Origin of the sequence: Aeromicrobium phragmitis (assembly GCF_003674095.1) — a bacterium.
In the GTDB taxonomy this organism is placed as follows: Bacteria; Actinomycetota; Actinomycetes; order Propionibacteriales; family Nocardioidaceae; genus Aeromicrobium; species Aeromicrobium phragmitis.
The window spans coordinates 22,584-36,192 of record NZ_RDBF01000011.1; the positions used below are offsets into that span (position 1 = coordinate 22,584).

General features: G+C 68.5%; 13 protein-coding genes. 12 read left to right on the forward strand and 1 reads right to left on the reverse strand.

Going from position 1 to position 13,609, the window contains the following annotated elements; translation table 11 throughout:
- Positions 1 to 25 precede the first annotated feature (25 nt).
- Together D9V41_RS13020 and D9V41_RS13025 are read left to right on the forward strand one after the other, a co-directional pair.
- Positions 26 to 859 (forward strand): hypothetical protein, encoded by an 834-nt coding sequence (locus tag D9V41_RS13020; RefSeq protein ID WP_121795016.1) that lies wholly within the window; start codon positions 26 to 28, stop codon positions 857 to 859.
- A gap of 142 nt (positions 860 to 1,001) precedes the next feature.
- On the forward strand, positions 1,002 to 1,424 hold the full coding sequence (locus D9V41_RS13025; RefSeq protein ID WP_166376038.1) for a pyridoxamine 5'-phosphate oxidase family protein: 423 nt from the start codon (positions 1,002 to 1,004) through the stop codon (positions 1,422 to 1,424).
- 4 nt (positions 1,425 to 1,428) lie between these two features.
- On the opposite strand, the gene D9V41_RS13030 is transcribed toward D9V41_RS13025, so the two are convergent.
- Positions 1,429 to 2,514 (reverse strand): helix-turn-helix domain-containing protein, encoded by a 1,086-nt coding sequence (locus D9V41_RS13030; protein ID WP_166376039.1) that lies wholly within the window; start codon positions 2,512 to 2,514, stop codon positions 1,429 to 1,431.
- A gap of 364 nt (positions 2,515 to 2,878) precedes the next feature.
- Between D9V41_RS13030 and D9V41_RS18710 the strand changes: the two genes are divergently transcribed.
- The 10 genes from D9V41_RS18710 to D9V41_RS13080 all read left to right on the forward strand — a co-directional run bounded on the left by D9V41_RS18710 (position 2,879) and on the right by D9V41_RS13080 (position 13,502).
- On the forward strand, positions 2,879 to 4,654 hold the full coding sequence (locus tag D9V41_RS18710) for an ABC transporter permease (protein ID WP_481725500.1): 1,776 nt from the start codon (positions 2,879 to 2,881) through the stop codon (positions 4,652 to 4,654).
- A 1-nt stretch (position 4,655) separates the two neighbouring features.
- A complete protein-coding gene (locus tag D9V41_RS13040; protein ID WP_121795019.1) occupies positions 4,656 to 5,495 on the forward strand; it encodes an MlaE family ABC transporter permease in 840 nt (279 codons plus the stop codon).
- Positions 5,492 to 6,832 carry an MCE family protein gene (locus tag D9V41_RS13045; RefSeq protein ID WP_133434186.1) on the forward strand — a complete coding sequence of 447 codons (1,341 nt, stop codon included), beginning with the start codon at positions 5,492 to 5,494 and terminating at the stop codon, positions 6,830 to 6,832. The genes D9V41_RS13040 and D9V41_RS13045 overlap by 4 nt, the downstream gene beginning before the upstream one ends.
- Positions 6,829 to 7,845, forward strand: coding sequence for an MCE family protein (locus D9V41_RS13050; RefSeq protein ID WP_121795021.1), 1,017 nt, complete (start codon positions 6,829 to 6,831; stop codon positions 7,843 to 7,845). The genes D9V41_RS13045 and D9V41_RS13050 overlap by 4 nt, the downstream gene beginning before the upstream one ends.
- 76 nt (positions 7,846 to 7,921) lie before the next feature.
- Positions 7,922 to 8,935, forward strand: a complete 1,014-nt coding sequence (locus D9V41_RS13055) for an MCE family protein (protein ID WP_121795022.1) — start codon at positions 7,922 to 7,924, stop codon at positions 8,933 to 8,935.
- The gene (locus tag D9V41_RS13060; protein WP_121795023.1) at positions 8,932 to 9,963 is read left to right on the forward strand and encodes an MCE family protein; all 1,032 of its coding nucleotides are present in this window, start codon (positions 8,932 to 8,934) and stop codon (positions 9,961 to 9,963) included. Before D9V41_RS13055 ends, D9V41_RS13060 begins: the two co-directional genes overlap by 4 nt.
- Positions 9,960 to 11,246 (forward strand): MCE family protein, encoded by a 1,287-nt coding sequence (locus D9V41_RS13065; RefSeq protein ID WP_121795024.1) that lies wholly within the window; start codon positions 9,960 to 9,962, stop codon positions 11,244 to 11,246. Before D9V41_RS13060 ends, D9V41_RS13065 begins: the two co-directional genes overlap by 4 nt.
- On the forward strand, positions 11,246 to 12,412 hold the full coding sequence (locus D9V41_RS13070; RefSeq protein ID WP_121795025.1) for an MlaD family protein: 1,167 nt from the start codon (positions 11,246 to 11,248) through the stop codon (positions 12,410 to 12,412). Before D9V41_RS13065 ends, D9V41_RS13070 begins: the two co-directional genes overlap by 1 nt.
- Positions 12,409 to 13,008, forward strand: a complete 600-nt coding sequence (locus D9V41_RS13075; RefSeq protein WP_133434187.1) for a hypothetical protein — start codon at positions 12,409 to 12,411, stop codon at positions 13,006 to 13,008. Before D9V41_RS13070 ends, D9V41_RS13075 begins: the two co-directional genes overlap by 4 nt.
- On the forward strand, positions 13,005 to 13,502 hold the full coding sequence (locus D9V41_RS13080; RefSeq protein WP_121795027.1) for a hypothetical protein: 498 nt from the start codon (positions 13,005 to 13,007) through the stop codon (positions 13,500 to 13,502). Before D9V41_RS13075 ends, D9V41_RS13080 begins: the two co-directional genes overlap by 4 nt.
- The last annotated feature ends 107 nt before the right edge of the window (positions 13,503 to 13,609 follow it).

The window sequence follows — 13,609 nt, forward strand, 5'->3', positions numbered from 1 at the left end:
ACTCCCGTCGCTCGAAAGGACCTTCATGCGAACGATGACACGCGGCAAGGCGGCCCTTGCCGGTGCGCTGGCTGCCGGCCTGGCGCTCGTCGCGACCCCCGCGGTCGCCGCGCCCGGCGATCCGATCACCCTCACCGTCGAGGAGTCGGAGCGGACCTACACCGCCGGCAGCTGGGGCGATGGCATTGACTTCGAGGTCTCCGGTATCCCGGAGGAAGCCACCGGCGTGAGCGTCTCACTCGCCTCGTGGGGTGCGAACGGCGGCGGCCTCGTCGGCGATCCGGTCGACGGCCAGCGCGAGGCTGACGGAACCTTCTCGGGCACGATCCTCCCCGAGGGCAGCTCCCCGGTCGCCCCTGACGCCGATGGATTCCCGATCTACGAGGTCACCGCGTACTACACCTACGAGGGCGCAGACGGCGAGGTGGAGTACGAGTACGCCGATGCCATCCAGTTGACCATCCTCGAGGGTCTGTCGGTAACCGGCCCGGCCGAGGCGACCGTCGCCGAGCTCGCCGCGGGCGTGAATCTGCAGTTCGCGGGCTTCGAGCCCAACGAGAACATCACGGGTCTCATCACCCGCCTCAACCCCGAGACGAACGAATGGGAAGAGATCGGCGACTTCGCGGCCACGGTCGGCCCGAACGGCGACGGCGAGGGCGTGCTGACGATCACCGGCGCGACCGCCGGCGACATGTTCCGGGTCTCGGCGGCTGGTGCGAACGGCACGGTCTACCACTGGCTCAACGCCGTTGCCGGCGACGCCGAGCAGCCCGGTGGCGAGGAGCCTGGTGCCGAGGACCCGGCTCCGGCTCCCCAGGCGCCTCGCGCGCCTGAGCGCGTCGACACCGGCGCCTGAGCTCTAGCTCGGCTTTCGAACACCGCGAAGGCCCCGGAACATGGCTCCATGTTCCGGGGCCTTCGTCTGTCGTGTCCCGCGTCGCTGCGCGGGTACCGGATCGACGGCAGACTGGAAGCGATGTCATCGCCAGGAGGTCGCCATGTCCGATGAAGGTCACATCCGAGAGCTCACCGCTGAGGAGTGCCGCGAGTACCTGACCCTCGCGCGGATCGGGCGCATCGCCTTCAACGGTCCGGAGAAGATCGAGCTCGTGGTCGCGAACGTGGCCGTTCCCGACGCCGACCACCTGCTCTTGCGAACGGAGCCGGATTCGGTGTTGGCGCACCTTGCCGGCGACGAACCGACGCCTGTGGCAGTCGAGATCGACCATCTCGAGGAGTTGTATCGGTGGGGCTGGAGCCTCACCGTGCACGGCACGGCTCGCCGGGCCAGTGAGGAGCAGGTCATGCACTGGCAGCAGCAGGAGCCTCATCCGTGGGCGCCGGGCGACCGCGATCTTCACGTCGCGATCACGATCGAGCAGATGGCCGGCCGCAAGGTCCGCGCCGCCAAGCCGTCCTGAGCGGTCAGGACCGCCAGCGCGGAAGGATCGCGCGAAGCGCGACCATGAGTTCCAGTCGCTGCGTGGGATCGTCGAGGGCCTCGCCGAGCAGTTGCCGGACCGCCTTCATCCGCGAGTGCGCCGTCTGCGGAGGAATGCCGAGTTCGCGGGCGAGCTGATTGGTCGGTTGGCCGCGCTCGAGCCACAGCTGGAGGAACTCGGCCAGGGCCACGCGCCGTGACGCCGGCATCGGTCCCCAACTGGCGAAGTGCTTCGCGATCATGAGTTCGTTCAGCACCGGATTGCTGGCGAGGAGCATCGCGCCCAGGAGGTCCTCGAAGGGGACCAGGCGGCGGGGGTCCTCGATCGTGCCGTCGGCGAGCATCCCCGCGGCGCGACGCACGAGAGCGACCGCGGCGATGGCGTCGTTGATCGTGACGGCCGGTCCGAGGACGGCCTGGCCGTCGAGCCACTCGCACAGTTGCTCGGCGCACCAGGCGGCCGGAGCGAGGGCGGTCTGCCGTTCGTCGTCGGCCGCGACGCCGGGCTGGTGGCACAGCGCGATCGGCAGCGGTTCGGTGACCGCGGTGAGCACGACGAGTTGTTCGCCGTCACGCAGGCGGGCCAGCGCTCGGCGCTGCGACGAGGTGAGGGCGGGCGGCGCGGTGGTGCGCCGCGGCCGTTCCAGCTCGGCTCGTTCGATCCGCTCGCGCTCCAGTTCCAGGCCGGCGCGCGCGTGGGAGAACAGGAACGCGAGATAGGACATCAGCTCCTCGCGCAGTCGGATGACGACCGAGCCGGTGATCGCCTCGCCGATGACGGCGCTCAAGCCTCGCTGCGTGGCGATGCGCGCGGCGCGGAAACTCTCGAAGAGTGCGGCGGCGTCCGAACCCCGGCGCGCCTGGCGTCGGCCGAGTCGGTCCATGAGCGGAGCGACGCGGGCGGCCGCGGTGCGGGCCTCGCCCTCCTCGACGAAGGCGGTGACCGCGGCATGAACCACCTCGTGGACGAGCTGATCGTCCTGGGCCCCCGCCGCGGTCAGCACGGCGCGCCGGATCTGCTCACTCAGGTGCGTGAGCCGCGTCGGTGAGAGGTCTCGGCTCGAAGCCACGATCATCTGTCGTTCGGAGACCACGAGTGACATTCCCCATCAACTCCCCATCACTGCGTCCATACGGCAGCCGAAGATCGGCGTCGTGAGGGGGCGACAGGATGATCAAGCCACAGCGCGCCTCGCGCGAGCAACGATCCGGCCACCCGCGCGGACCACTTCCTTCACTTCTTGTGATGCGCGTGACAAAAGAAGGTTACGTTTCGATTACGAAGGGGCTCGTCTGGGGAAGGTGGTGGCGTCGTGACGTGGGCCACACCTAGCGTCCTCGCCAGGCACCGATCCATCTGAGGGGGCGGTTCGGTGCCGTCAGCCACACCACAGCGGCGCGGACCTTCTGCAGCCGCAGATGCGAGGAGGATGCATGGGCGGGACCGTCGAGGTCGAGGGCCTCACCAAGAGCTTCGGTAGCCAGAACATCTGGCGTGACGTCACGCTCACCCTCCCGCCGGGGGAGATCACGGCGCTGCTCGGGCCCTCGGGCACCGGCAAGTCGGTGTTCCTCAAGTCCGTCATGGGCCTGCTGGAACCCGAGGCCGGAACCTGCTTCGTCAACGGGATCGACATGGTGCGCGCCAACGAGGCGCAGCGCCTCGAGCTCCGCAAGAGCTTCGGGGTGCTGTTCCAGGACGGCGCGCTGTTCGGCTCGATGAACGTCTACGACAACGTTGCGTTCCCGCTGCGTGAGCACACCAAGTTCGACGAGGAGACGATCCGGTCGATCGTCATGGAGAAACTCGACATGGTCGGCCTAGTCGGGCAGGAGCACAAACTGCCCGGCGAGATCTCCGGCGGCATGAAGAAGCGCGCCGGTCTCGCGCGTTCACTCGTCACCGATCCGGAGATCATCCTCATCGACGAGCCGGACTCGGGCCTCGATCCGGTCCGCACGTCCAACCTCGCGCAACTGCTCATCGACATCAATGCGGCGACGGACGCCACGATGCTCGTCGTCACGCACAACATCGAGCTCGCCCGGACCCTGCCGGACAACCTCGGCATGCTCTACCGCGGCGAACTGGTGATGTTCGGTCCGCGCGAGGAGTTCCTGCTCACCGACCATCCGGTCGTCTCCCAGTTCATGAGCGGCGATCCTGAGGGGCCGATCGGCATGAGCGAGGAGACCGACCATCGGCGCGGCGAGCCGCTCCCCGAGGCCGAGGACCTGCCCCCGTATCCGGGCGGCACCGCGGTGATGTCGCGCCACGCGGGGGCGCGAGCGATCGAGGTGCTGCCGCGTCAGCTGCTCCCCAAGTCGGGTGCCGTGCGCGCCAGCGGCGAGCGGCACCGTGAGCGGGTCACCTCCGGCGCCGCGCAACTGTACGTCGCCGACGACGAGGAGAAGGACCGAGTCCCGATCCCTCCGAGGCCCGGTCCGATCACCCGGGCGCTGAACGCCACCGGCGACCTCTTCGCGCTCGGTCTCGACACGATCCGGGCCACGTTCAAGCGTCCGTTCGCCGCACGCGAGGCTCTCGAGCAGTTCTGGTTCGTCGTGAGCGTCTCGTGGATTCCGGCGATGCTGGTCGCGATCCCCTTCGGTGCGGTCATCGCGCTCCAGCTCGGTACGCTCACCGTCCAGGTCGGCGCCCAGTCCTTCACCGGTGCCGCGAGCGTTCTGGCGGTCGTCCAGCAGGCGGCCCCGATCGTCACCACCCTCGTCATCGCGGGTGCGGGCGGCGCGGCGATCTGCGCCGACCTCGGTTCGCGCAAGATCCGCGACGAGATCGACGCCATGAAGGTCATCGGAGTCTCGCCGGTCCAGCGCCTCGTCGTTCCGCGGGTGCTCGCCTGCATCGCGGCGGCCATCTTGCTCAACGGACTCGTGTCGGTCGTCGGTGTGCTCGGCGGCTACTTCTTCAACGTCATCGTGCAGGGAGGAACGCCGGGTGCCTACCTCGCGAGCTTCACGGCGCTCGCGCAGATCTCGGACCTGTGGGTGGGCGAGATCAAGGCGGCCATCTTCGGCTTCATCGCCGGCGTCGTCGCGGCGTACCGGGGCCTGAACACCGCCCCCGGCCCCAAGGGCGTGGGCGACTCGGTCAACCAGTCGGTCGTCATCACCTTCCTGCTGCTGTTCTTCGTCAACTTCGTCATCACCACGCTGTACTTGCAGCTGTTCCCCGGCAAGGGAGCCTGATATGGCCCAGTCCACCGTTCGTCCCGCCCGCTGGTGGGACACCCCCATCAACGCGCTGGCCGGCTTGGGCCAGGACCTGCGGTTCTACGGCCGCGTCATGGCCTGGATCCCGGCCACCCTGCGCCGCTACCCCAAGGACGTGCTGCGGCTGCTGTCGGAAGTGAGCTTCGGCTCCGGCGCGCTCGCCGTGATCGGCGGGACGATCGGCGTGATGGTCGGTATGACGCTGTTCGTCGGCACCGTCGTCGGTATGCAAGGTTATGCCGCCCTGGACCAGATCGGCACCGCCACACTCAACGGCTTCATCTCGGCCTACTTCAACACCCGCGAGATCGCTCCGCTCGTCGCGGCGCTCGCGCTCTCGGCCACCGTCGGCGCCGGGTTCACCGCACAGCTCGGCGCGATGCGGATCAACGAGGAGGTCGACGCGCTCGACGTCATGGCCGTGCCGAGCGTGCCCTACCTCGTCACCACGCGCGTCATCGCGGGCTTCATCGCGATCATCCCGTTGTACGTGCTGGGCCTGCTCACCTCGTACGCCGGCTCGCGCATCGTCACGGTCTACTTCTACGGTCAGTCCGCGGGAACGTACGACCACTACTTCAACCTGTTCCTGCCCCCGATCGACATCCTGCTGTCGTTCGTCAAGGTGCTGATCTTCTCGGTGCTGATCATCCTCATCCACTGCCGGATGGGCTTCACCGCGAAGGGCGGGCCGGCGGGCGTGGGCCTGGCGGTCGGCCGCTCGGTGCGCACGACGATCGTGACCGTCGCGGTGCTCGACCTCATCTTGTCCATGGCGCTGTGGGGCACCACGACGACGGTGAGGGTGGCCGGATGAGCAAGTCGTCGCGCGTCGTGGACGCGTTCCTCGGTCTGGGCTATCTGGCCCTCGCGGCGGCACTGGTCGCCGTCGCACTGCTGGCCTATGAGAAGGCCTTCACGCCGACCACGGACGTCACGTTGCGGACGGGCGCGATCGGCAACGCGTTGCAGGAGGGGTCCGACGTCAAGCTCAACGGCGTCCCGGTCGGTGAGGTCTCTCGGGTGCGCACCGACCCCGACGGCGCTGAGCTGACGCTCGCCCTCAAGCCCGCGGTGTCCGAGACGCTGCCGGCCGGAACCACGGCACGGCTGCTGCCCAAGACGCTGTTCGGCGAGCGGTACGTCTCGCTGGTCACTCCGGCGTCGGGCTCGGCCGGCAGAGCGTCCGGCGGCGGGCCCGAGGGCCTCTCCGAAGGCGACGTCATCTACCAGGACACGTCCGACGAGGCGGTCGAGCTCGAGGAGCTCTTCGACGAACTGCTTCCGGTCCTGCAGGCGCTGCAGCCGGAGAAGCTGTCGGCGACGCTCGGTGAGCTGTCGGCGATGCTGCGGGGTCGGGGTGCCGACCTCGGTGACTCGATGGCGCGTTGGTCGGACTACCTCGAGCAGCTGAATCCGCACGTTCCGACGATGGCCGAGGACTTCCAGAAGCTGGCCGAGGTCGCCGACACCTACAACGAGGCGTTGCCGGATCTGCTGTCGGCGCTCGATTCGATGACGACGACCTCGGCCACGATGGTGCAACAGCGCGCTCAGCTGTCCGACGTGTACGCCAACGTCATCACCGCGTCCGACACGACCGGTGGCTGGGTCGGCACGCACCAGCCGACGATCGAGATCCTCTCCGCGGACAGTCGGGCCGCGCTCGAGGCGGTGCGACCGTACGCCTCGCAGTTCCCCTGCCTGTTCGAGGCCGCTCGGGACTTCATTCCGGCGATGGACAAGACGCTCGGCAAGGGCACTGACGAGCCCGGCATTCACGTGGTGCTCAACGTCGAGGAGTCGCGCGGCAAGTACGTGCCCGGGGCTGACGCGCCCCAATACGCCACCGGCGGTTCACCGCGCTGCCCGTACGTGACCGGCAAGAGGGCCGCGCCCTCGGCCACGAAGAGCGCCGCCGCGGCGAGCGCCGACGCCGCACCGGCGATCGAGCAGATCGCTCCGCCTCCCGGGGAGTTCGTGCGCCAGCAGGCCGCCCTCACCGGCCTCGGCGACGCCAACTCCCCGGCGGAGAACCAGCTCTTCGCGGAGCTGCTGGCGCCGACCGAGGGCCTCGCACCCGCCGAGTACCCCGGGTGGAGCAGCCTGCTCGTCGGTCCCGTCCTGCGCGATACGAAGGTGACGCTGCAATGACCAAGATCCTCATCAAGAGCATCGTCTTCACGCTCGTGACCGTGCTCGCGACGATCGCCCTGGCCGGCACGATCCGCAACAGCGTGGGCGGCACGGCCAAGGAGTACACGGCGATGTTCACCGACGCCACGAGCCTCAACAAGGGCGACGACGTGCGCATGGCAGGCGTCAAGGTCGGCACCGTGGAGCACATCCGCGTCGCCGAGAACCGGCTGGCCGAGGTCAGGTTCACGGTTTCCAACCAGGTGCGGGTGCGCGGCGGCACCACGGCAGAGCTGCGCTTCCGCAACCTCGTCGGGCAGCGGTACATCGCGCTCGAGCCGCCGGAGGACCCGGGCCCGACGCTGCAGGCCGGATACACGTTCGGTACCTCGGCGACGCGTCCGGCGCTGGACCTCACGATGCTCTTCAACGGCTTCCAGCCGCTCATGAAGTTCCTCTCACCCGAGGACGTCAACAAGCTCTCCGAGCAGATCATCGCGGTGTTCCAAGGTGAGGGTGCGACGGTCGAGGGGCTGCTGTCCAGCACTGCGAGCCTCACCCAGACGATCGCGGAGAAGGACGAGGTCATCGGGCAGCTCATCGACAGCCTGAGTGCCGTGCTCACCACGATCAACAGCCGCTCGGACCAGCTCGACACGACGATCATCACCTTGCAGCAGCTCGTCTCCGGGCTCGCCGAGGACCGCGAGGTCATCGGCAGCACGCTCGACGGCCTCGGCAACCTGACCGTCAGCGTCTCGGAGCTGCTCGAGGAGGGTCGCGCGCCGCTCAAGGGCTCGATCGCGGCGCTCGACCGGCTCAGCGGCAATCTGTCCAACGCCGAGGCGGTGCTCAACTCGTTCTTCGAGGTGCTCCCCACGAAGCTCGACCGGATCGGCCGCCTCGGCAGCTACGGCTCGTGGCTGAACTTCTACGTCTGTTCCATCGAAGGGAAGATCCCCATGCCCGAGGGCTACATGGGTGACCTCGGCGTCACGCCCGCACCAGGTGTCACGAGGTGTGCGGCATGAGCGAGCGCCAGCGAGTGATCAACAAGCACCTCATGCCGACGCCTGCACATCGTGGGTTCTTCTGGCAGGGGGCGGCATGAGTAGATTCCCCAAGGCGTTCGCCGAGCGCAACAAGGTGCTCATCGCCGTCGTCGGCCTGCTCGCGATGACCCTGGTCTTCCTCGCGACCTTCAACGCCTCGGCGCTCCCGGTCGTCGGTGGCGGCAAGGTCTACACCGCCCAGTTCGCCGAGGCCGGCGGACTGAAGCCGGGCAACGAGGTCCGGGTGGCCGGCGTCAAGGTCGGCGAGGTCACCGACATCGGCCTGGACGGCACTCGGGTCGAGGTCAAGTTCCGCGCCAAGGGCGTCGACGTGGGCGATCAGACGCGGGCCGCGATCAAGGTCAAGACGATGCTGGGTCAGAAATTCCTGTCGCTCGATCCGCTCGGCACCGAGGAACTCGACGGCCCGATCCCGGTCTCGCGCACCACCACCCCCTACGACGTCAACGCGGCGTTCTCGGACCTGTCGGACACGATCGGCGAGATCGACACCGACCAGATGGAGGAGAGCTTCACGGCGCTCGCCGACGCCTTCCGCGACACCCCGGAGTCGGTGCAGGGCATGGTGCAAGGGCTGACCGACCTCTCGCGCACCATCTCCAGCCGCGACGCCGAACTGGCGGAGCTGTTCTCGGCCACCGCGGAGGTCTCGGGCACCCTCAAGGACCGCAACAGCGAGTTCGAGCGGCTCATCAACGACGGCAGCGCCCTGCTGACCGAGTTGGAGAACCGCCGCGAGACCGTGCGGGCGATGCTGCAGGGCACCGCGCGGCTCGGTACCGAGCTCGAGGGGCTCGTGCGCGACAACGAGGCGCAGCTGCGGCCCGCGCTCGCCAAACTCGACGAGGTGGCCGCCATCTTGCAGCGCAACCAGGACAACCTCGAGGAGGCGCTCAAGCTCCTCGGCCCCTACTACCGCGGACTGGCCTCGGCGACGGGCAACGGCCGCTGGGTCGACTCCTACATCTGCGGTCTGTTCGACGAGAACGCCGCACCGGTCCTCGACAACAACGTCGTCCGCAACTGCGAGCCGGGAGGTCAGCGATGAGCAGCACCGTCAAGCGGATCACGCAGCTCGCCGTGGTGGTCGCACTCGTCGTCGCCGCGGTGGTCGCGTGGCGCCTGATCGAGCGCCAGGGCGTGGAGTTCGAGGCGACCTTCGACTCCACCGTCGGCCTCTACCCGGGCTCGGACGTCCAGATGCTCGGTGTCCCGGTGGGCGTCGTCACGGCGATCGAGCCCGAAGGCGACGAGGTGCGCGTGTCGATGCGGCTCGACCGGGGCCAGGAGGCAGCGGCGGATACCGCCGCCGTCATCGTCGCCCCGACGCTGGTGAGCGATCGCTTCGTGCAGCTCACCGAGCCCTACGACGGCGGGCCGAAGCTGGAAGCGGGCACCGTCATCGAGGAGACGGCGGTGCCGGTCGAGATCGACGAACTCTACGAGAGCCTCGAGGACATCGGCAGCCAGCTCGGCCCGAACGGGGCGAACGAGGACGGTGCGCTGTCGGACCTGCTGACGGTGCTCGCGCAGAACCTCGAGGGCAACGGCGCCGACATCAACCAGATGATCCACGAGTTCGGCAAGGCCACCGGCACCCTGGCGAACTCCGACGACGATCTGTTCGCCACGATCGCGAACTTCAAGGAGTTCAACGACATGCTCGTGGCGAACGACCGGACGCTGGCGCAGGCGAACCGACAGCTCGCCACGGTGGCCGACTATCTCGCCGAGGACCGTCAGGACATGCAGGCCGCCATCGCCAATCTCGGGCAAGCGCTCGGCATCCTCGACGAGTTCATCCGCGACAACCGCGGCAACCTGCAGACCAGCGTCGAGAACCTCATCGGTCCGACGCAGGTGCTGGTCAACCAGAAGAACGCGCTGGAGGAGACCGTGCGCACGATCCCGCTCGTCCTGCAGAACTTCCTCAACGCCTACGAGCCGGGCAGTAACACCCTGCACGGTCGCGGCAACCTCAACGAGCTGACGGTCTGGTCCGGTAACGGCTTGGCCGCCGCCACGTCGCAGGACGCCCCGCTCACGCTGTTCGGTGGACTGGAGGAGAACCAATGAGGCGTCTACGACTCGCGGTCGCGGGAGCCGCCGCCGCGCTGACCCTGAGCGGCTGCGGCATGCTCGGCGGCAGCGTCTACGACGCACCGCTTCCCGGAGGTGCCGACGTCGGATCGGATCCGTTGCGGTTCAGCGCCGACTTCGAGGACGTTCTCGACCTGGTGCCGCAGTCCAGCGTCAAGCTCGACAACGTCGACGTCGGACGTGTTCAGGACATCGACCTCAACGAGGACGGCGAGAGCGCTCGGGTCGAACTCGTCGTGAACCGCGATGTCGAATTGCCCGCGGGGACGACCGCTCGTATCCAGCAGACCTCGCTGCTCGGCGAGAAGTACGTCGCGCTGGTCCGGCCGAGCACGCCGCAGTCCGGTCGCCCGGTCGGCGACGGCGCCCACATCGGGCTGGCCGAGACGTCGCAGGCCGCGCAGGTCGAGCAGGTCCTCGGGGCGCTCTCGATGGTGCTCAACGGTGGCGGCATCGAGCAGTTCCAGGAGATCTCCCGCGAACTGCAGCAGGTCTCCGAGGGTCGCCCCGAGGAGATCACCGCTTTCCTGCGCCAGATGGAGTCGTTCGTCGGGGTGCTCGACGAGCGCAAGGAGGCCATCACCAACGCGCTCGACAGCCTCAACGAGCTGTCGCAGACGCTCGAGGCCGACACCGACCGGATCGTCCGCGCTCTGGACGGCCTGAGCCCCGGCATGCAGGTGCTCGTCGACCAGCGTTCGCAGCTGGTCGCGATGCTGGAGGCACTCGACCGGCTCTCGGTGGTCACCGTCGACACCTTGAACAACGCTCAGGACGACATCGTCGCCGATTTCCAGGCGCTCGAACCGATCCTCGACCAGTTGGCCCGTGCCGGTTCGGCGTTGCCGGAGTCGCTGCAGATCCTGTTGACCTATCCGTTCCCCGACTCGGTGCTCGGGGCGATCAAGGGCGACTACATGAACGTGTTCATCACGACCAACTTCCGCACCCTGCCGGCGGGCTGTGCGGCCAAGGGATGCGAGTGGCCGCAGGTCAACAGCACGGGGTCGCCCTCGACCGGCATGAGCTTGCAGGGCCGCCAGGGCGCGGACCCCGACGCCCCTGAGCCGGAGCTGCCGCCGACCCTGCTGCCACCGACGAACTCGGCGGTGCCGGGGCTTCCCGCTCCGACCATCGAGGTGCCGCCGAGCCGGCTGCCAGGCGCGCCCTCGGGCACGCCCAGCCAGCCCTCGCCGTCGCCGTCGACGAGCTCGTCACCGAGTTCCCCACCCGCGACGCTTCCGGAAGGTGGCCGCTGATGCTCACCGGCTCCATCAAGTCCAAGCTCATCGTGTTCGTCGCGGTGGCCCTCGTGGCCACCAGCTACCTCGGTGCGTCGTACGTGGGCATCAACCCCTTCAGCTCCGACTACAAGGTCACCGTGGCCCTGCCCGACGCCGGGGGTATCTTCACCAACGGTCAGGTCACGTACCGGGGCGTGCCAGTGGGCCGCATCGAGCGGCTCACCCCGACCGAGGAAGGCGTCGAGGCGGTGCTGCGCATCAACGGCGACGCGCCGGACATCCCCGCGGATGTCGTCGCGACCGTGGCGAACCGCTCGGCGATCGGCGAACAGTACGTCAACCTCGCGGGCGACACACGCAGCGACGAGACGCTCGCGGCGGGCGATCACATCTCGGCGTCGTCCAATGCTCTGCCGCCCCCCATCGAGAACCTCCTGCGCACGGGGCGCGACTTCGCCGCGTCGGTACCCGAGGAGGACTTGCGCACCGTCATCGACGAGGCCTACGAGGCGTCGCGCGGAGCCGGGGAGAACCTCGGGCAACTCATCGAGACCTCGCGGGAGTTCGTCGAGATCGCCGATCAGAACTTCCTCGCGACGCAGGGACTCATCGAGAACGCCGATCGCGTGCTCACCACGCAGCAGGAGTCCGCCGAGAGCATCAAGGGTTTCAGCGCCGATCTCGATCTCTTCGCCGCCGCACTGCGCGACGCGGACACCGATCTGCGCACCCTCATCGCCAATTCGCCGGCGGCCGCCCAGGAGATGAACGCCCTGTTCGAGCAGGTCGGCACCCCGCTCGGCACGCTGATGGCGAACCTCATCACCCCGGCGCAAGTGTTCGGCATCAATGCGGCCGGCGTCGAGGACGCGCTCATCCGGGTGCCGGAGGCGGTGAGCGTCGGCTGGGCGATCAACGGCTCCAAGGGGCTGAACCTGGGACTCGCCCAGACGTACTTCGATCCGCTGCCGTGTGTCGCAGGTTACGGTGGGACGGCCATGCGCGACGGTCTGGACACCTCAACGGGGCGCCCGTTCAACACCTCGGCCGGCTGCACGGCCGACCCGGCCAGCGGCACCAACGTGCGCGGGCCGCAGAGCATCAGCCATCCCGGGGCGCCCGCCGCGGCACGGGTCAACGTCGCCGGTGGTCTGGGAGACCTGCTGGGAGGAGTGGGATGAGCATGACCGAAGCGTCGTCGAGCGACACCGCCGACGAGGTCGAGACCGCGGACGTCGCCGACGACGGCACGCCGGAGCGGTCTCCACGGACGTCGCGGGGACGGCTGGGCGAGTGGCTGATCCTCGCGCTCGCCGTGGTCCTCGCGATCTCGGGTGTCGTCGCCGGCTGGCTGGCATGGAACGACGACACGATCGAGCAGGCGCAGACCCGCGACGCGGTTCTCGTCGAGGCCCGCCAGCACATCGAGACGATGAACACTCTCGACTACCGCGAGGTCGACGAGGGCCTCGCGGCGTGGGCCGACGTCACCACCGGGACACTGCACGACCAGCTCGTGGGCGTCTCGGACGAGGAGAAGCAGTTGCTGGCCGAACAGCAGATGATCTCGACCGGCAAGGTCGTCGACGCCGCCGTCACCGACTTCGACGCTTCGAGCGCCACCGTCATCGCGGCCGTGGAGGTCACCGTCGAGGACGATGCCGACCCGGACGCAGAACCCACGGTCAAGCGCAATCGCTTCAGCGCGGAGCTGCTGCGCGTCGAGGGGGAGTGGAAGTTGGAGAACCTTCAGCAAGTGGCGGTGAACCTGTCATGAGGCGCATCCTGAATCGCTGGGTCCTCGTCGGTGTCCTCGCGGTCGTCGGCATCGCCGGTTGGGCCACTGCCTGGACCATTCAGCAGAACTCCGCCGCGCAGAACGCCGCGCTCATCGACCCCGGCGCCACCGCGGACGTGCAGGCGCAGGTGTCGCAAGCGCTGACCCGGGTGTTGTCGTACGACTTCAACGACCCGCAGGCCACCGAGGACGCTGCCGAGCAGTTCCTCACCGGCGACGCGCGCGAGGAGTACGACACCTTGTACTCGACGCTCCAGGAACAGGCACCCGATCAGGAGCTCGTGCTGACCGCGCAGGTGCAGGTCGCCGGCGTCAAGGAACTGCGCGACGACTCCGCCGAGCTCCTGGTGTTCCTCGATCAGGCGAGCCGCCGGGCCAGCGACGAAGAGGCGAGCGTCTCCGCCGCGCAGCTCTCGGTCACCGCCGAGCGCGACGGCGACACCTGGACGATCACCGGCCTCGAGATCCTCTGATCGCTGCCGTGAACCCGTTGAGTGTGACGTTTGCGCGGTGAATCGTGCGCTCCAAGCGGACAAACGTCACACTCAACGCGTCGCCGACGGGTGGCTCGACCGCGATC

Bases quoted from the DNA above. Each gene is read 5' to 3' on its own strand.
- D9V41_RS13020 (WP_121795016.1), top strand. From the start codon at position 26: ATGCGAACGATGACACGCGGCAAGGCGGCCCTTGCCGGTGCGCTGGCT.
- D9V41_RS13055 (WP_121795022.1), top strand. From the start codon at position 7,922: ATGAGTAGATTCCCCAAGGCGTTCGCCGAGCGCAACAAGGTGCTCATC.
- D9V41_RS13045 (WP_133434186.1), top strand. From the start codon at position 5,492: ATGAGCAAGTCGTCGCGCGTCGTGGACGCGTTCCTCGGTCTGGGCTAT.
- D9V41_RS13025 (WP_166376038.1), top strand. From the start codon at position 1,002: ATGTCCGATGAAGGTCACATCCGAGAGCTCACCGCTGAGGAGTGCCGC.
- D9V41_RS13065 (WP_121795024.1), top strand. From the start codon at position 9,960: ATGAGGCGTCTACGACTCGCGGTCGCGGGAGCCGCCGCCGCGCTGACC.
- D9V41_RS18710 (WP_481725500.1), top strand. From the start codon at position 2,879: ATGGGCGGGACCGTCGAGGTCGAGGGCCTCACCAAGAGCTTCGGTAGC.
- D9V41_RS13075 (WP_133434187.1), top strand. From the start codon at position 12,409: ATGAGCATGACCGAAGCGTCGTCGAGCGACACCGCCGACGAGGTCGAG.
- D9V41_RS13070 (WP_121795025.1), top strand. From the start codon at position 11,246: ATGCTCACCGGCTCCATCAAGTCCAAGCTCATCGTGTTCGTCGCGGTG.
- D9V41_RS13040 (WP_121795019.1), top strand. From the start codon at position 4,656: ATGGCCCAGTCCACCGTTCGTCCCGCCCGCTGGTGGGACACCCCCATC.
- D9V41_RS13050 (WP_121795021.1), top strand. From the start codon at position 6,829: ATGACCAAGATCCTCATCAAGAGCATCGTCTTCACGCTCGTGACCGTG.
- D9V41_RS13080 (WP_121795027.1), top strand. From the start codon at position 13,005: ATGAGGCGCATCCTGAATCGCTGGGTCCTCGTCGGTGTCCTCGCGGTC.
- D9V41_RS13060 (WP_121795023.1), top strand. From the start codon at position 8,932: ATGAGCAGCACCGTCAAGCGGATCACGCAGCTCGCCGTGGTGGTCGCA.